Source organism: Luteimonas sp. KH_071, from assembly GCF_057838005.1.
In genome coordinates this window covers 1,436,876-1,453,346 of the sequence record NZ_CM174458.1, presented here as the reverse complement: position 1 = coordinate 1,453,346, position 16,471 = coordinate 1,436,876, and the positions used below count along the sequence as shown (strand labels likewise).

General features: G+C 66.8%; 17 protein-coding genes. 6 read left to right on the top strand and 11 right to left on the bottom strand.

Annotated elements, in window-relative coordinates; genetic code table 11:
* The first annotated feature begins 5 nt into the window (after positions 1-5).
* Positions 6-2,159, top strand: a complete 2,154-nt coding sequence (locus AC3IRM_RS06850) for a M3 family metallopeptidase (protein ID WP_489205460.1) — start codon at positions 6-8, stop codon at positions 2,157-2,159.
* A 144-nt stretch (positions 2,160-2,303) separates the two neighbouring features.
* Positions 2,304-3,140, top strand: a complete 837-nt coding sequence (locus AC3IRM_RS06845) for an NAD-dependent protein deacetylase (RefSeq protein ID WP_489205459.1) — start codon at positions 2,304-2,306, stop codon at positions 3,138-3,140.
* Positions 3,141-3,154: 14 nt separating this feature from the next.
* On the opposite strand, the gene AC3IRM_RS06840 is transcribed toward AC3IRM_RS06845, so the two are convergent.
* The 3 genes from AC3IRM_RS06840 to AC3IRM_RS06830 form a co-directional block, all read right to left on the bottom strand.
* Positions 3,155-3,988, bottom strand: coding sequence for an RsiV family protein (locus tag AC3IRM_RS06840; RefSeq protein WP_489205458.1), 834 nt, complete (start codon positions 3,986-3,988; stop codon positions 3,155-3,157).
* A gap of 142 nt (positions 3,989-4,130) precedes the next feature.
* Positions 4,131-4,340, bottom strand: coding sequence for a cold-shock protein (locus AC3IRM_RS06835; protein ID WP_159679025.1), 210 nt, complete (start codon positions 4,338-4,340; stop codon positions 4,131-4,133).
* A gap of 240 nt (positions 4,341-4,580) precedes the next feature.
* Positions 4,581-4,868 carry a GNAT family N-acetyltransferase gene (locus tag AC3IRM_RS06830; protein ID WP_489205457.1) on the bottom strand — a complete coding sequence of 96 codons (288 nt, stop codon included), beginning with the start codon at positions 4,866-4,868 and terminating at the stop codon, positions 4,581-4,583.
* Positions 4,869-5,092: 224 nt separating this feature from the next.
* Here AC3IRM_RS06830 and AC3IRM_RS06825 point away from each other — a divergent pair, with 224 nt between their 5' ends.
* Positions 5,093-5,263, top strand: coding sequence for a hypothetical protein (locus AC3IRM_RS06825; protein WP_489205456.1), 171 nt, complete (start codon positions 5,093-5,095; stop codon positions 5,261-5,263).
* Between the two features lie 49 nt (positions 5,264-5,312).
* On the opposite strand, the gene AC3IRM_RS06820 is transcribed toward AC3IRM_RS06825, so the two are convergent.
* The 3 genes from AC3IRM_RS06820 to AC3IRM_RS06810 all read right to left on the bottom strand — a co-directional run bounded on the left by AC3IRM_RS06820 (position 5,313) and on the right by AC3IRM_RS06810 (position 8,645).
* Positions 5,313-6,059 carry a hypothetical protein gene (locus AC3IRM_RS06820; protein WP_489205455.1) on the bottom strand — a complete coding sequence of 249 codons (747 nt, stop codon included), beginning with the start codon at positions 6,057-6,059 and terminating at the stop codon, positions 5,313-5,315.
* Positions 6,060-6,395: 336 nt separating this feature from the next.
* Positions 6,396-7,010, bottom strand: a complete 615-nt coding sequence (locus tag AC3IRM_RS06815) for a rhomboid family intramembrane serine protease (RefSeq protein ID WP_310234275.1) — start codon at positions 7,008-7,010, stop codon at positions 6,396-6,398.
* Positions 7,011-7,025: 15 nt separating this feature from the next.
* On the bottom strand, positions 7,026-8,645 hold the full coding sequence (locus tag AC3IRM_RS06810) for a POT-type proton-dependent oligopeptide transporter (protein WP_489205454.1): 1,620 nt from the start codon (positions 8,643-8,645) through the stop codon (positions 7,026-7,028).
* Between the two features lie 180 nt (positions 8,646-8,825).
* On the opposite strand from AC3IRM_RS06810, the gene AC3IRM_RS06805 reads away from it, so the two are divergent.
* The 3 genes from AC3IRM_RS06805 to AC3IRM_RS06795 all read left to right on the top strand — a co-directional run bounded on the left by AC3IRM_RS06805 (position 8,826) and on the right by AC3IRM_RS06795 (position 11,961).
* Entirely contained in the window at positions 8,826-10,616 is a 1,791-nt protein-coding gene (locus AC3IRM_RS06805; RefSeq protein WP_489205453.1) for a M14 family metallopeptidase, read from the top strand.
* Positions 10,613-11,437, top strand: coding sequence for an endonuclease/exonuclease/phosphatase family protein (locus tag AC3IRM_RS06800; RefSeq protein ID WP_489205452.1), 825 nt, complete (start codon positions 10,613-10,615; stop codon positions 11,435-11,437). Before AC3IRM_RS06805 ends, AC3IRM_RS06800 begins: the two co-directional genes overlap by 4 nt.
* A gap of 62 nt (positions 11,438-11,499) precedes the next feature.
* Positions 11,500-11,961: a YbaY family lipoprotein gene (locus AC3IRM_RS06795; RefSeq protein ID WP_489205451.1), complete on the top strand. Its 462-nt coding sequence runs from the start codon at positions 11,500-11,502 to the stop codon at positions 11,959-11,961.
* Between the two features lie 9 nt (positions 11,962-11,970).
* Here AC3IRM_RS06795 and alr read toward each other — a convergent pair whose 3' ends face one another.
* The 5 genes from alr to rpsF form a co-directional block, all read right to left on the bottom strand.
* Complete coding sequence (gene alr / locus AC3IRM_RS06790; RefSeq protein WP_489205450.1) at positions 11,971-13,059, bottom strand: alanine racemase; 1,089 nt, start codon at positions 13,057-13,059, stop codon at positions 11,971-11,973.
* 79 nt (positions 13,060-13,138) lie between these two features.
* Complete coding sequence (locus tag AC3IRM_RS06785; protein ID WP_310234267.1) at positions 13,139-14,560, bottom strand: replicative DNA helicase; 1,422 nt, start codon at positions 14,558-14,560, stop codon at positions 13,139-13,141.
* Positions 14,561-15,034: 474 nt separating this feature from the next.
* The gene (rplI, locus tag AC3IRM_RS06780; RefSeq protein ID WP_489205449.1) at positions 15,035-15,487 is read right to left on the bottom strand and encodes a 50S ribosomal protein L9; all 453 of its coding nucleotides are present in this window, start codon (positions 15,485-15,487) and stop codon (positions 15,035-15,037) included.
* A gap of 86 nt (positions 15,488-15,573) precedes the next feature.
* Positions 15,574-15,804: a 30S ribosomal protein S18 gene (gene rpsR, locus AC3IRM_RS06775; protein ID WP_096208774.1), complete on the bottom strand. Its 231-nt coding sequence runs from the start codon at positions 15,802-15,804 to the stop codon at positions 15,574-15,576.
* A gap of 11 nt (positions 15,805-15,815) precedes the next feature.
* Positions 15,816-16,259 carry a 30S ribosomal protein S6 gene (gene rpsF, locus AC3IRM_RS06770; protein WP_489205448.1) on the bottom strand — a complete coding sequence of 148 codons (444 nt, stop codon included), beginning with the start codon at positions 16,257-16,259 and terminating at the stop codon, positions 15,816-15,818.
* Positions 16,260-16,471 lie beyond the last annotated feature (212 nt).

The following is a 16,471-nucleotide window of genomic DNA, read 5'->3' as shown; positions in this document are numbered from 1 at the left end:
TCGCCGTGTCCGCCCTGCCCGTCTTCGCGCAGTCCACCGGCACCGCCACCGCCACGCCTGCCACGAGCGCCCAGCGCCCCGCCGACAATCCGCTGTTCGTCGAGAGCACGCTCGACCTGCGTTACCCGCATTTCGACCAGATCCAGGACGCGCACTTCGGTCCCGCGTTCGACGCCGGCATGGCCGAGAACCTGCGCGAGATCGAAGCGATCGCCGACAATCCGGAAGCGCCGACGTTCGAGAACACCATCATCGCGCTCGAGAAGTCCGGTGACCTGCTGTCGCGCGCGCGCGTCATCTTCGGCAGCCTCAATGGCACCGACACCAACGATGCGCGCAAGAAGATCGACGCCGACTACGCGCCGAAGTTCGCCGCCCACCGCGACGCGGTGATGCTCAACCCCAAGCTGTTCGCACGCGTCGATACGCTGTTCAAGAACGTCGACTCGCTGGACCTCGACGCCGAGGGCAAGCGCCTCGTCGAGCGTTACCACACGATGTTCGTCCGCGCCGGTGCCAACCTCACCGAAGCGCAGAAGCAGGAGATGCGCCGCATCAACGCCGAATCGGCGAAGCTCGGCACGACCTTCAGCCAGAACGTGCTCAACGAAGTCAACGATTCGGCCGTCGTCGTCGACACCGTCGAGGAGCTCGACGGCATGAGCGACGCGCAGATCGCCGCCGCTGCGGATGCAGCGAAGTCGCGCGGCCTCGAAGGCAAGTACGTCATCACCCTGCTCAACACCACCGGCCAGCCGCCGCTGCCGCAGCTCAACAACCGCGAGGTGCGCGAGCGCGTGCACAAGGCGTCGGTCGCGCGCGGCAGCCGCGGCAACCAGTACGACAACACCGAGGTCATCTCGCAGATCCTCAAGCTGCGCGCCGAACGCGCGAACCTGATGGGCTATCCGAACCAGGCGGCCTTCATCCTCGAGGATTCGACCGCCGGCACCGTCGAAGCCGTCAACGACATGCTGGGCCAGCTGGCACCGGCCGCCGTCGCCAACGCCAAGCTCGAAGCCGCCGAACTGCAGGCGATGATCGACCGCGAGCAGGCCGCCAAGGGCGAGCCGACGTTCCAGCTCGAGCCGTGGGACTGGGCCTACTATTCGGAGAAGGTCCGCCAGGACAAGTACAGCTTCGACGACGCGCAGCTCAAGCCCTACTTCGAGATGAAGAACGTGCTGGAAAACGGCGTGTTCTTCGCCGCGACCAAGCTCTACGGCATCACGATGAAGGAGCGTACCGACCTGCCGAAGTACCACCCCGACACCTGGACCTATGACGTCTTCAACGAAGACGGCAGCCAGCTCGCGATCTTCATCTTCGACCCCTATGCGCGTGCCTCGAAGCGCGGCGGTGCGTGGATGAACTCGTACGTGTCGCAGTCGGAACTGGAAGGCACGCTGACGGTCACCGCCAACCACCAGAACATTCCCAAGCCGCAGGCCGGCCAGCCGACGCTGCTGACCTGGGACGAGGTGACGACGATGTTCCACGAGTTCGGCCATTCGCTGCACGGCATGTTCTCGGACGTGAAGTACCCGTTCTTCAGCGGTACCAGCGTGCCGCGTGACTTCGTCGAGTTCCCGTCGCAGGTCAACGAGATGTGGGCCGACTGGCCGGAAATCCTTGCCAACTACGCCAGGCACTACCAGACCGGCGCGCCGATGCCGGCGGAACTGCTGGCCAAGGTGCAGGCCGCGGCGAAGTTCAACCAGGGCTTCGCGACGACCGAGTACCTGGGTTCGGCGATGCTCGACCAGTACCTGCACCAGTTGCCGGCCGACCAGTTGCCCGACGGTTCCGAGGTCATGGCCACCGAGGCCGCCGCGCTCAAGGCCGCCGGCCTCGACTACGCGCCGGTGCCGCCGCGTTACCGCACGCCGTACTTCAGCCACATCAACGGCGGTTACGCAGCCGGCTACTACGCCTACATCTGGTCGGAAGTCCTGGACGCGAACACCGTGCAGTGGATCGAGCAGAACGGCGGCTTGACCCGCGAGAACGGCGATCGCTTCCGCAGCACGCTGCTGTCGCAGGGCGGCAGCAAGGACGCCAAGCAGCTGTTCCTCGATTTCACCGGCCACGAGCCGCAGATCGAGCCCCTGCTGATCAAGCGCGGTCTCGCGCCCGATCCGAAGGCTGCCGCGAACTGATCGTTCACTGCCCCGCGTGACCCGAAACGCCCGGCCTCGTGCCGGGCGTTTTCTGTTGCGCTTCGGTTGCACCACGCAACGCCGCAGCGTCGGCACGTCCCGATCGACACACATCGCGGGACATCCGGGCTGTAGCATGACCGCATGTCCGCGACCGTCCTCGATACGCCCGATGCCACAGCGCGATTGCGTGACTGGCTTGCCGGGTTCCGCCGCGTCTTCGTGCTCACCGGCGCAGGCATCAGCACCGGCTCGGGGATCCCCGATTACCGCGACGCCAACGGCGACTGGAAGCGTGCCGCACCGGTCACCTGGCAGGCGTTCACCGGCGATCCGGCGGTGTATCGCCGTTACTGGGCGCGCAGTTTCGTCGGCTGGCCGAAGTTCTCGGTCGCGCAGCCCAATGCGGCGCATCGCGCACTGGCCGGACTGGAACAGACCGGACCGGTCACGACGCTGTTGACGCAGAATGTCGACGGCCTGCACCAGGCGGCGGGCAGTCGCCGCGTGATCGATCTGCACGGACGCCTCGGCCAGGTCACCTGCCTGTCGTGTGGCGACCTGATGCCGCGCGATGCGCTGCAGCCGCAGCTCGTCTCCGACAATCCCGGCTGGCATCCCGGCGACGCTTCGATGGCACCCGACGGCGATGCCGACATCGGCACCGAGGCGGAAAGGCGCTTCGTGCCGCCGCACTGCACGCGCTGCGGCGGACTGCTGAAGCCGGACGTGGTGTTCTTCGGCGAGAACGTGCCGCGCGCCCGCGTGCAGGACGCACAGGCGGCGCTGAGCGCGAGCGATGCGATGCTCGTGGTCGGCTCTTCGCTGATGGTCTACTCGGGATTCCGGTTCGCGAAGATGGCGGCCGACGCCGGCTTGCCGCTGGCGATCCTCAACGGTGGCACCACACGCGCCGATGCCCTCGCGACACTACGACTGGACGCGGAGATCGGCGCAACGCTCGGCGCGCTCGCGCGCTGAGCGATCGGCCGTCCTCAGGCCTGCACGAACAGATCCCGGTACGCGGGCGCCACGTGCGGCAACAGGACCGCGGCGGGCACGTCGACGGTCTGGACGCCATCCGAGTAAGGCCCGACCTGATAGGGCGGGAACACGAACCGCAGGCCCGAGAGCTTGCCGCCGGCGCCGGGAATCGGCTCGAACTGCTGATAATTGGCGACGTCGGGGCCCGAGCCCTCATCGATCATCTTGCCCGCCGAGCGGATCAGACGGCTGCGCTCGTCGGGTTCGAGTTCGTCGGCGTCGATCCGCTGCGACAGCGCAGCGTGCAGTTGCTCACGCACGTACCCGGAGATCACCATCCAGTCGCCCTCGCCCGGCACCAGGGTCTCGGCAGTCAGCAGCTTCTGTTCGCGCACCAGCCACACGAAGCGCTCGATCAGCGGATTATCGTGCGCGCCGCCGGTGTAGCTGCTGCCGTCGGCGGCGATCGCCAGCATGTCCGGCGTGTCGACGAGCGTGCTGAAGTTGAGCGACAGGTCGTACATTGTGCCCGGCTGCAGCTCGGCGCCGCCGACCGCTTCCATCAACTCCTCACGGGCGCCCTGCGCGTAGCGGTGCAGTTCCGCCGCGAGGCCCGGATACGTGTTGGCCTCCGGCGGATAGCTGATGCCGACGATGAACTTCGGGTCCATCTCGACCACGTCCTTCAACTCGGCCGGCGTCTCCTCCAGCGGCTGCACGGCCTCGGCGGGCGGTGGCGTGTCCCCCGCCGCGGACTGCGCGGGCGCCGGCACGTCGCGTTGGCATGCGGACAGGGCCAGGGCGAGCAGTGGCAGGCAGTACAGGGACCGGATCGGTGCGGACATCGTCGCTCCAAATGACGTGGCGAAACGGAAAACTAACGGGCGCGCTGTGCGATTGTCGTGACGGCATGCGTCGGCGAATCGCACATACAAAAAGCCCCGGACGTTGCCGTCCGGGGCCGGGTGTTGCGGAAGGCGAGGCGTCTTAGACGGCCTGCACTTCGTCGGCCTGCAGGCCCTTCTGACCCTGGACGACCTTGAAGGTCACCTGCTGGCCTTCCTGCAGCGACTTGAAGCCGGTGCCCTGGATCGAACGGAAATGGACGAACAGGTCCTGGCCGCTTTCCGGGGTGATGAAGCCGAAGCCCTTGGCATCGTTGAACCACTTGACGGTTCCGGTCTGACGATCGCTCATAGTGTTACTCCTTGAATCAGTTTGAATTGGGAACACGACACCCGCCGACGCTGTGGTCCGGATGCCGCGACTGTCGAGCAAGGGGTAACGCGAAGCGATGGAGCGGATCGTCCCGACCGGCGAACCGGGCGTTGAACATGGATCTACCGCATCGGAGTCACGATGTACCGTGATCCCGCCTTGAACAGTTCGCGAACGATACCGCAATTGAAAAAGAAAAGGTGAATGCGGGAATGGCCCTCAGCGACCCGCTTTCTCGCCCGTTCCGGCAGCCTCTTTGGTGGCCAGCTGACGGGTCGCGTACCAGCATTCCGAGGCCAACTCGAGGCCGGCCTGCGCGGCATGCCGGGCGGCTGCATCGACCAGCGCCGCGCCATACCCGCGCCCCCCGAGAGCACTCGGCACGATGGTGTGCAGGATCGTCAGAACGCCCTGTTTCTCGCGGTACTCGAGATGCGCGACGTGTCCTTCGACGCGGATCTCAAACAGATGACGGGCCGCGTCCAGATGGATCCGGGGGGTCGACATAGATCGATAGTCCTACGCAATGCTCGGAAATTTCCGACTCCATGCTGCCACGTCCGATCCCGACGCTCCGCGCGCCGCGGTGCCAGGCGATGACGCGGTGCGTCACGGCGATGCGCCGGAAGCAAGATCCCGGGTGACGCCGAAGGTCAGTGTTGGCATCGGACGGCCGGCCGGCGTTTGGCACGGGACATGCTGGTTCATATGGAGACAGGGGGACTGCAACCATGGACATCCGACGTAACGACCTGCGTGAAGCGATCGAACGCCTGTTCGAACTGAGCAGGCAGGAACAGATCGACTCCAGCGAATTCGAGCAACTGGACCACTTCATCCAGCAGCGTCTGCTGGATACCTACGGGGACGGACCGGACGTCGCGCTGCGCGTCGTGGCCTGACGCACACGCGATCCGGACGCGCGCCGTGACGGGCGCGCGCCCTTCCCGCTCAATCGTTGCGATGGTCGCGCTTGCCCTGGTTGCGGCGGTCGCGCGTACTGATGCTGCCGTTGATCGACGCCTGACGGGTTTCGGCCTCATGCAGCGCCAGCGCCTTCGAGCGTGCCTGCGGTGACTGGAAACCGGGTGCATCGGGTGCTGCACCTTCGTTGCCCAGCGTTTCCCACGATTTGCTGCCTTTCGCGTTGGCATCGCGCTGCTCGAGCAGCTTGCGGGTGTTCTCCAGCGCCTGTTCCGGCGTGATCCCACGCTTGCCGCGGCGGCTGGTCTTCGCGGCTTTCTCGGGAGCCGCCTTGACCCCAGCCACCTTCGATGCCTTGCGCATCGCCGGTTTGGTCACTGCAGGTGTCGCCGACCTGGTGGCAGCAGACGGCTTTGCGACCGCCTTTTTCGCGACAGGTTTCTTTGCCGCCTTCGGTGCAGTCGCCGCCGCGGCGGTCTTGCTCGAAGCCTTCCGGGTGGGCGTGGTTGCAATCGTCTTCTTCGCGGTCTTCGACGCGGACGCCGACGTCACACCCTTCTTCGGCAACGCTGTCTTCTTCGCAGACTTCGTGGCCTTTGCGATCGCCCCCGACTTCGTGACCGTCTTCTTGGCGGCAGCGGCTGTCTTCGCGACCTTGACGGGCGCGCGCTTCTTGGCGGCAGTCTTCGCAGGCTTGGCCTTCGCGGCTGCTTTGGCCGCCTTGGCGACGTCCCGATGACGGGTCTCGAGACGGCCCAGGATGTCGGCCAGCAACTCCGCCTTCTCGCCGGTACGCGCGTTGGCAACGCCCGTGCGCCCCGACTTGCTGCCGCTGGTCTTGCGCGACGCCAGACGCTGACGCTTCTCCAGATCCCGGGCACGGTCACGCGCCGTGCGCGCACGCGAAACCAGTTGCGTCAGGCGCGACTCGCTGTGTTCGCGCAGGGCGTTCGCACGACTGTCGTCATACAGGCCCATCTCGGTCTTGTTGAGCAGGGCGGTGGCTTTCGCTCGCGTAACTGCCATAAGGCGCACTCCGTGGTTGAACGTGCGACCAGGATTATCACGCGCCCCATGCAGATGCGGTGAGCAGTGCCGGGCAAGGTGGCGTCAGAACGAGGGCGACATCAATCGTTCGAGGAACACACCGATGATCCGCGGCTCCATGATCACGGTGAACAACATGCCGTAGCCCGCACCCCACAGATGCGCGCTGTGGTTGATGTTGTCGCCGCCGCGCTTGTCCATCCAGATGCTGTAGCCGATGTAGCAGACGCCGAACACGATGGCCGGCATCGGGATGAAGAGCACCAGCAGCAGCTGCCAAGGGTTGATCAGGATCGACGCGAACAGCACCGCCGACACCGCGCCGGATGCACCGAGGCTGCGGTAGTTCGGATCGTGGCGATGGCGCAGATACGTCGGCAGGATCGCGACCAGGATCGCCGACACATAGAACAGCAGAAAGCCGACCGGACCGATATAAGGCGCGAATGCGCGCTCGATGCCGGCGCCGAAAAAGAACAGCGTGATCATGTTGAAGATCAGGTGCTGCCAGTCGGCGTGGATGAAGCCGTGCGCGATCAGACGGTCGTACTGCTTGTGGCGATCGATCGCCGGCGGCCACAGGATCAGGCGGCCGAGCAGCTTCGGCTTCTCGAAGGCCTGCCACGAGACCAGCACGGTCACGGCGATCAGGAAGAGGGTGACGGGTCCAAAATTCATTGAAAGTCCTCCGCGTCAGGCGACGCGGTAGTTGTCCTGCATGGGATAGCGGCGCGCGTAGAGGCCGAACGCGAGTGCCGCAGCGAAGGCGAACGCTGCGAAGAAGAACATCAGGAAGGCGTTCTCGCTCATGCCGGTCGATGCGATGTACGCCGTCACCGCATCGTTGCGCACGCCGGCGTTGGTCAGCAGCACCCACAGGCTGCCGAAGGTGCTGGTGAGGTACCAGAGCGCCATGATCACGCCCTTCATCGCCTGCGGGGCCTGGCTGTAGGCGAATTCCAGCGCGGTCGCCGAGACCAGTACTTCGCCGAAGGTCAGCAGCAGGTACGGCACCGACTGCCACGCCAGCGACACTTCCTGGCCGCCGTCGAGCCACAGCTGCAGACCACCGGCAACGATCCACGAGGTGCCGGAGATCGCGATGCCCCAGCCCATGCGGCGCAGCGCGGTCGGCTCGAAGCCCATCCGGCGCAACGCCGGATACAGCACGAGGTTGTTGAAGGGGATCAGCAGCATCACCAGCAGCGGATTGAGCGCCTGCATCTGCGCCGCGTCCTGGATCAGCCAGCTCGGCCACCATGCCGATGCATGCGGGATCACCATCTCGCGACCCTGGATGATCCAGGTCGAGGCCTTCTGGTCGAACAGCGACCAGAACGGCGTGACCAGCGCGAACACGATCAGGATGCGCAGCACGGCGCGCACGCCGTCGACGGCGGCATCCGGATGCAGGCCACGCGCACGCTCGAGCTGCAGCGAGGCTCCCCAGCCGCCCAGCGCGATGATCACGCCCAGCGACAGGCATGCGGTGATGACGAAACCGAAGTCGGTCGGCCACCACGGCATCGAGACCGTGGCCGACAGCAGCCACAGCAGCAGCATCAAGACGGCCGACACCATACCCACCATCGCCACTGCCAGACCGGGCCGACCCGCGCCGGCCTGACGCGCACGCAGCGCGGTCTTGACCACTTCGAAGAACGCGTGCGGATCGCGGCGCGTCGGCGGCACGTTGACGTATTCCTTGCGGCCCAGCCAGAACACGAAGGTCGCGATGAACATCAGGATGCCGGGAATGCCGAAGGCGACAGCCGGCCCGTAATGGCGCAGGAACAGCGGCGCCAGCAGCGAGGCGAAGAACGAGCCGAAATTGATGATCCAGTAGAAGGCGTCGAAGACCACCTTGGCCTTGCTCTTGTTGGTCTGGTCGAACTGGTCGCCGCAGAACGAGACCACCAGCGGTTTGATGCCGCCCGAACCGAGCGCGATCAGGAACAGACCGGTGTAGAAGCCGGTCGCATTGTTCTCGAACGCGGCCAGGCATGCATGGCCGGCGCAGTAGATCAGCGAGAACCACAGGATGGTGTGGTACTTGCCGAAGAAGCGGTCGGCCAGCCAGCCGCCGAGCAGCGGGAAGAAGTACACGCCAATGACGAAGGTATGGAAGATGTCCTTCGCCGCCGCATCCCGGTCCGCGCCCTGGGGCAGATAGCCGAGCAGCACCGAGCTGATCAGGAACGGCACCAGGATGTTGCGCATGCCGTAGAAACTGAAGCGCTCGCAGGCTTCGTTGCCGATGATGTAGCCGATCTGGCGGGGCATCGGCCCACTGGTGGTCTGCGGTGTCGTCATCGGCGCGTCGCGGCTGGCTGGAAGCCGCACAGCCTACCCGATCGCGGTGCTCCGACAGCGCCCTGTACGCCCCTGCGGATGCGGCGCAACAAGGGTCACCGTGCCTGATCCGGGCACGCGCGCATTTGGGCCTGCGCGCGGCGGGCGGCATCATGGCGGATTGCCCGTCCGGACCTCGCCATGCCTGTCCCCCGCCTGCCGCTCACCCTCGCCCTGCTGCTGTCCGCCCTGCCCGTCGCGGCGGCCGACGATCCGCGCATCACCGTCGCCGAGCGCAGCGGTTTCATCGAGACCGGTCGCTACGCCGAAGTGATCGCGCTGTGCGACACCTTCGCGCGGCTGCATCCAGATGCGGTGCGCTGCATCCGCTTCGGCACCTCGCCCGAAGGCCGGCCGATGCAGGCGCTGGTCGCCAGCCGCAGTGGCGCGCTCGATCCCGAGGCCGCGCACGAGGTCGGCGTGCCGGTCGTCCTGGTGCAGGGCGGCATCCATGCCGGCGAGATCGACGGCAAGGACGCGGGCTTCCTCGCCTTGCGCGAACTGCTCGACGGCGACGCCGCGCCCGGCGCGCTGGACGAGGCGGTGCTGGTGTTCGTGCCGGTGTTCAGCGTCGACGGCCACGAGCGTTTCGGCGCGTGGAACCGCCCCAACCAGCGCGGCCCGCGCGAGATGGGCTGGCGCACGACCGCGCAGAACCTCAACCTCAACCGCGACTACGCCAAGGCCGACGCGCCCGAGATGCAGGCGATGCTGGCGCTGGTGGAGGCCTGGGATCCGATCGCCTACATCGACCTGCACGCGACCAACGGCGCGCAGTTCGAACACGACATCTCGATCCAGGTCGAACCGGTGCACGCCGGCGACGCCGCGTTGCGCGAGGTCGGCCGCACGGTCCGCGACGCGGTGATGGGCGATCTTGCCCAGCAAGGCTCGCTGCCGCTGCCTTATTACCCGTCGTTCGTCGAACACGACAACCCGGCATCCGGATTCGAGGATGGCGTGTCGCCGCCGCGGTTCTCGACCGGCTACTTCCTGCTGCGCAATCGCCTGGCCATGCTGGTCGAAACGCACTCGTGGAAGGAGTACCCGGTCCGCGTGCGCATCACCCGCAACACCGTGGTGTCGGTGGTCGAGCAGGTCGCACGTCATGGCCGCGACTGGATGCGCATCGCACGCGAGGCCGACGCCCGCGCCGCGGCGCTCGGCGGCACGCGCGCGCCGCTGGCCTGGAAGGCCACCGACGCCAGCCACACCGTGGACTTCCGCGGTTACGCCTACACGCGCACGCCGTCCGAAGTGTCCGGCGCGCTGATGACCCGCTACGACGAGACCACGCCGCAACTGTGGCGCGTGCCGATGCGCGACACGCTGGTGCCATCGCTCGAGGTCACGCTGCCGCGAGGCGGCTATCTGGTGCCGGCCGCGCACGCGGCTTGGGTCGGCGAGAAGCTGCGCCAGCACGGCGTCGTGTTCCACACGCTCGCCACGGTGCAGCCCGCAGCCGCGGTCGAGGTGTTCCGCGCGACGCAGGCCACACCCGCGACGACGTCGGTCGAAGGCCATCAACGCCTCGAGCTGCAGGGCGCATGGACGGGCGAACAGCACGCCCTCGCCGCGGGTGCGCTGTTCGTGCCGATCGCGCAACCCAAGGCACGCCTGGTCGCCGCGCTGCTGGAACCGCAGGCGCCCGATTCGCTGGCGGCGTGGGGCCGCTTCAACACCCATTTCGAGCGCAAGGAGTACATGGAGGACTACGTTGCCGAACAGGTCGCGCGGGACATGCTGGCGGCCGATCCGGCGCTACGCGCCGAGTTCGAGGCCAGGCTGCGCGACGATGCCGCATTTGCCGGTGACGCCGCCGCGCGCCTGGAGTTCTTCTACCGCCGCCACACCGCCTGGGACGATCGCTACAACCTCTACCCCGTCATGCGCACCGACGCTGCGCCGACCACCGGAGACATCACGCCATGAAGCATCTGTTGACCGCCCTGCTCGCTTTCTCGCTCGCCGCCTGCGCCGCCACACAGCCGCGCGTGGACCAGGCCCCGGATCTGCGTGTCGTCACGCTCAACATCTATCACGACAAGGCGGAGTGGCCGAAGCGGTTGCCGCTGATCGTCGAACAGCTGCGCGCCCTCGATGCCGACGTGATCGCGCTGCAGGAGGTGTTGCAGACCACGGAGCTGCCGAACCAGGCACAGACCCTCGGCGACGCGCTCGGCTACTCGGTGCAGTTCGTGTCGAACGATCCAGAAGGCCAGCCGCACCGCTACGGCAATGCCCTGCTGACCCGCCTGCCTATCCTCGAACAGGACGCGACGGCGCTGGAGCCACGCGACGACTCGCGCAGCATGGGTCACGCGCGTCTGCGATTCGACGGCAGGCCGCTGGACGTCTATTTCACCCACCTGCATCACACGCCCGAGGGCGCAGCGCTCCGTCGTCGCCAGCTCGAGGATGCGCGCGCCTTCATCCAGCGTCAGGGCGATACAGCGCCGTCCATCGTGCTCGGCGACTTCAACGCGCTGGCGAGCGCGCCGGAACTGTCGGTGCTCGACGGGTTTGTCGACACCTATCGCGCGCTGCACCCCGGCGCGGACGCAGCACGCGTGACCACGTTGAACCCGCATTTCTTCGGTGAGTTCCGCAGGCGCATCGACCACGTCTACGCGCGGACCGGACGTTTCGAGATCCGCGAAGCACGCATCGTGCTCGATACGCCCGGCGCGGACGGCACCTGGCCGTCGGACCACTTCGGCACCTTCGTCGTGCTGCGCCCGACGACGCGTTGACCCGCCGTTCCACCGCGCCGGCGCATGCTCGGCCGCGACGTCATCTTCGAGGTAGTACGACCATGTCCCGTGCCCTGCTCCGCCTTGCCGCGCTGCCGCTGTGCGCCTCCGCGCTGCTCGCCGCCTGCCAGACCACGTCACCCCCGACCGCATCCGGAGCCGCGCCGATGACCGAATCCACCGAGAGCGTGCGCGTCCAGGGCGAAGCGATGTACTTCGAGAAGATCCTGTTGCCCGAGGGCGCGCAACTGCGTTTGCAGGTGCTCGACAACCAGCTCGCCGACACGCCGCAGGCGGTGCTCGCCGAGCAGCTGACGACCGTGGGCCCTGGACCTTACGAATTCGCGATCGACGTGCCGCGCGCCAGGTTGCGCGACAACGGCCAGTACGGCCTGCACGCTTCGGTATCGATGCCGGACGGCAGCCTGCGCTTCGTCACCGACACGCGCGTGCCGGTGAACATCGCCGCCGACACGACGGACGTGCATGTGGGGCGCATCCGCCTGACCCACGTGCAGCCGTAAGGCGAGACCTCAGTCGTTGACGAAGCGCACGCGTCGGGTGATGCCGCAGGTCAGCGCATAGGAGATCGTGCCCGCAGCTTCGGCCACGGTCTCCACCGGCAGCGCGTCACCCCACAGCACGACAGGATCGCCCGCGCGTGCGTCGGGCTGGCCGCGCAGGTCGATCGTCATCAGGTCCATCGATACGCGTCCGGCCACGCTGGCCATACGCCCGTTGACCAGCACGGGCGTTCCGGCGGGCGCAAGCCGCGGATAGCCGTCGCCGTACCCGACCGCGGCCACGCCGACCGGCATGTCCTCGGGCGCTTGCCAGGTCGCCGAATAGCCGATGCGCTCGCCCTTCGCCACGCGGTTGACCGCAAGCAGCCGGGTCTCGAACGTCATCGCAGGCCGCAGGCCGAACGAGGCGCCGCTGCGACCGGCCACGACCGACATGCCGTAGAGCGCGCCGCCCGGGCGGATCCAGTCGCCACAGGCATCGGGCCAACCGAGCACGGCCGCGGAATTGGCCAGCGAACGCGGGCCGTCGAGCCCTTCGGTCGCCGCGACAAGTGCGCGCATCTGCGCCGGTGTCTGCAATCCGTTCGGCGCACTCGGGTCGAATTCGTCGGAACTGGCGAAATGGGTCATCAACACGATGTCGCCGGCGACACCGCGTGCCGCGCGCAGGCGTGCATGCGCTTCGCGCACCTGCTCGGGTGCGAAGCCGAGCCGGTGCATGCCGGTGTCGATCTTGAGCCAGACACGGATCGGCGCGCCGTCGGTCTGTTCGAGCAGGTCGAGCTGCGCCGCGTGATGCACGATCGCCTCGGCGCGCAGGGCGCGCAGCTGGTCGAGATCCTCGGGATTGTCGAAGCCCGACAGCACGAGGATCGGCTGCTCGAGCCCGGCGGCTCGGATACGCGCGGCATCCTCGATCGCGGCGACCCCGAACGCATCGGCGTCGCGCAGGGCGCGTGCCGCGGTCTCCAGTCCGTGCCCGTAGCCGTCGGCCTTGACCATCGCCATCAGCTTTCGCCCGGGCGCCCGGGCGCGCATCGCGCCGAGGTTGTGGCGCAAGGCGTCGGTGTGGATGGTGGCGGTGATCGGACGGGCCATGCGACGGGTGGCGACGGTGGGGCCGCCTATTGTGCGCCTGCGGCGGCGCGTTCGCTGGACGCGCCGGTGAACCGCTGCGTTATTCGAAGCTGCCGATCGAGTCGTGCGAAAGATTGTCGAAGCGCGTGTACTCGCCGAAGAACTTGAGCTTGACCGAGCCCGTCGGACCACTTCGCTGCTTGCCGATGATGATCTCGGCCAGGCCTTTGTCCGGCGAGGTTTCCTTGTTGTAGTAATCGTCGCGGTAGATGAAGACGATGATGTCGGCGTCCTGCTCGATCGCGCCGGATTCGCGCAGGTCGGCCATCACCGGGCGCTTGTCGGCGCGCGTTTCCAGCGAGCGGTTGAGCTGCGAGAGCGCCATCACCGGCACGTTGAGCTCCTTGGCCAGACCCTTGAGCGAGCGCGAGATCTCCGAGATCTCGGTCGCGCGGTTCTCGCTGTTGCCCGGCACCGACATCAGCTGCAGGTAGTCGATCACGATCAGGCCCAGGTCGTGCTCGCGCTTGAGGCGCCGGCACTTCGCGCGCAGCACGTCGGGACCGAGGCCCGGCGTGTCGTCGATGAAGATCTTGGTCTCCTTGAGCATGCGGATCGCGCTGCTGACGCGGCTCCAGTCCTCGTCCTCGAGCGCGCCGGTGCGCAGGCGCGTGGCGTTGATGCGGCCGTTGGAGGAGATCAGGCGCAGCGCGAGCTGGCTGGCGGACATTTCCATCGAGAACACGCCGACCGCCTTCTTGGTCTTGATCGCCGCGTACTCGGCGATGTTCAGCGCGAACGTCGTCTTGCCCATCGCCGGACGCGCGGCGAGGATGATCAGATCCGTCGGCTGCAGGCCGGCGGTCATCTCGTCGAATTCGGTGTAACCGGTCGGCAGGCCGGTGACGCCGCCGCCGTTGGTGTAACGGGTCTGCAGCACATCGAACGCGTCGGCCATCGCTTTGTTGATCGCGGTGAAGTCGGTGCGCCCCTGGGCGCCGGCCTCGGCGATCTTGAACACCTGCTGCTCGGCCTTGGCGAGGATCTCGCTGCTGTCGCGGCCGTCGGGCTGGAAACCGTCATTGACGATCTCGGTGCCCACTTCGATCAGCTGCCGCAGGACCGCCTTGTCGCGCACGATCTCCGCGTACGCACGGATATTGGCCGCCGACGGCGTTGTGCTGGCGAGTTCGCCGAGATACGCGCCGCCGGCGACGAGCTCGGACAGGCCGTTGGACTCGAACCACTCGCCGAGCGTGACCGCATCGAAGGGCTTGCTCTTCTCGGACAGCTCCTGGATCGCGGCGTAGATCTTCTGGTGATCGCGACGATAGAAGTCCTCCGGTACCAGCAGGTCCGCGATGCGGTCCAGTGCGTCGGGCACCAGCATGAGCCCGCCGAGGACCGCCTGCTCGGCCTCGACCGACTGCGGCGGCACGCGCAGCTGTTCGACGCGCGGATCGCTGCGCTCGTGGCGATCGCGATCGCGGTCGTTGTTGCGGAAGTCGTTGCGTGCGGCCATGGGGATCGATTTCGAAAGAACGGAATGCTGCAACTGGATGCTAGGTCCTGCGCCTGTGGACACGCGACCCCACAACCTGTGGATAAGATTCGGGGATCGCCTGCGCGACAGGTTCGCCAATGGCGATCTCGCGGGGTGCGAACCGGGCTCCTGGCTTGCACCCATCACGGAGAAAGTCTCCACCCTCCCCCGCCGCGCGTCGCCCTCTCCCGGAGGGAGAGGTGTCCGTCCTGTGCTGCACGGAACGCAGGAGAGTCCTCGACGCTCACTCGCAGGCAGCGGTCTGCAGTGCCGCGGTCGCGCAGAGCGCGACAGGGATGGCACGCGGCCGAGTCAGGGCAGCAGCCATGATCAAGGGAAAAGCGACTGCAGGACGGCAGGCCGCTGCACGCCCCGGAGTCGGCAGACGCGCTGAAGCCCAAACGAAAACGGGCGCCTCGCGGCGCCCGTTCCAGGTCAACCCGATCCGATGGATCAGGCGACCTCACCTTCGATGACGACCTTGACGGTGGTCTCGGCGTCGGCGTGCAGGTGCACCACGACTTCGAACTCGCCGGTGTTGCGGAACGCGCCTTCGCCCAGCACGACTTCCGACTTGTTGACCGGCGTGACTGCCTTGGTCAGCGCATTGGCGATTTCGCGCGGTCCGACCGAGCCGTACAGCTTGCCTTCGGTCGACGCGTTGGCGTAGATCGTGACGCTGGCGCCTTCGAGCTTTGCGAGACGCTGCTGCGCCTCGTCGAGCTGCGACTGGGCCTTGGCTTCGTACTCGGCGCGGCGCGCTTCGAACTCGGCGACGCTCTTGGTGGTGGCCGGCACGGCCTTGCCCTGCGGCACCAGGAAGTTGCGGCCGTAGCCCGGCTTCACGTTGACCTTGTCACCAAGGTTGCCGAGGTTGGTGACCTTCTGCAGAAGAATCAGTTGCATGGTGTTGCTCCGTATCCGTTAGCGGCGCCGGAGCGCCGCAACGAGTGCTGTCCGAATCGGACGAGAACGCGAAAAGCCGGTAAGGCTCAGACGTTGTGGTTGTCGGTGTACGGGATCAGCGCGAGGAAACGTGCGCGCTTGACGGCCGTGGCCAGCTGGCGCTGGTAACGCGACTTCGTGCCGGTGATGCGGCTCGGCACGATCTTGCCGTTCTCGGTGAGGTTCTGGCGCAGGGTGTTGAGATCCTTGTAATCGATCTCCTTGACACCCTCGGCGGTGAACTTGCAGAACTTGCGGCGGCGGAAGAACTTGGACATGTGCGTGATCCTCAGGCGGCTTCGGCGGAGTTGTCGGACTTGTCGGTATCGGCGTCGGCATCGCTGCCGCCCACCGAATCACCCTCGTCATCACGACGACGACGCTCGCTACGCTCGGGCTTGTCGCCCTTCTCGTCCTTGTTCTTCATGATCAGGGACTGCTCGGTGTCCGCTTCGTCGCGGCGCACCACCAGGTGACGCAGTACCGCATCGTTGAAGCGGAACGCTTCGACGAGCTCATCGAGAGCGGCCTGGCCGACTTCGATGTTGACCATCACATAGTGGGCCTTGACCAGGTTGTTGATCGGGTACGCCAGCTGGCGGCGGCCCCAGTCTTCAAGGCGGTGGATCTTGCCTTCGGCACCTTCGATCAGCGACTTGTAGCGCTCGATCATCGCGGGCACCTGCTCGCTCTGGTCCGGATGGACCAGGAACACGACTTCGTAATGACGCATGTTGGTTTCCTTTCGGATATCGACCGCGCCTTCGCGGCGGCCTGGATAGCCCCCCGTCCGCGACACGCGGCCGCACGGTGGGGCAAGGGTCTCCCGACGACAGATGCCGCAGGGAGCCGGGTATTCTCACAGAACCGGCGCGCGCCGGCAAGCAGCTGGCCTTCGTCGCGCATGACGCGCGCTGCGCTGCGACATTCGGTCGCAGTCTCACG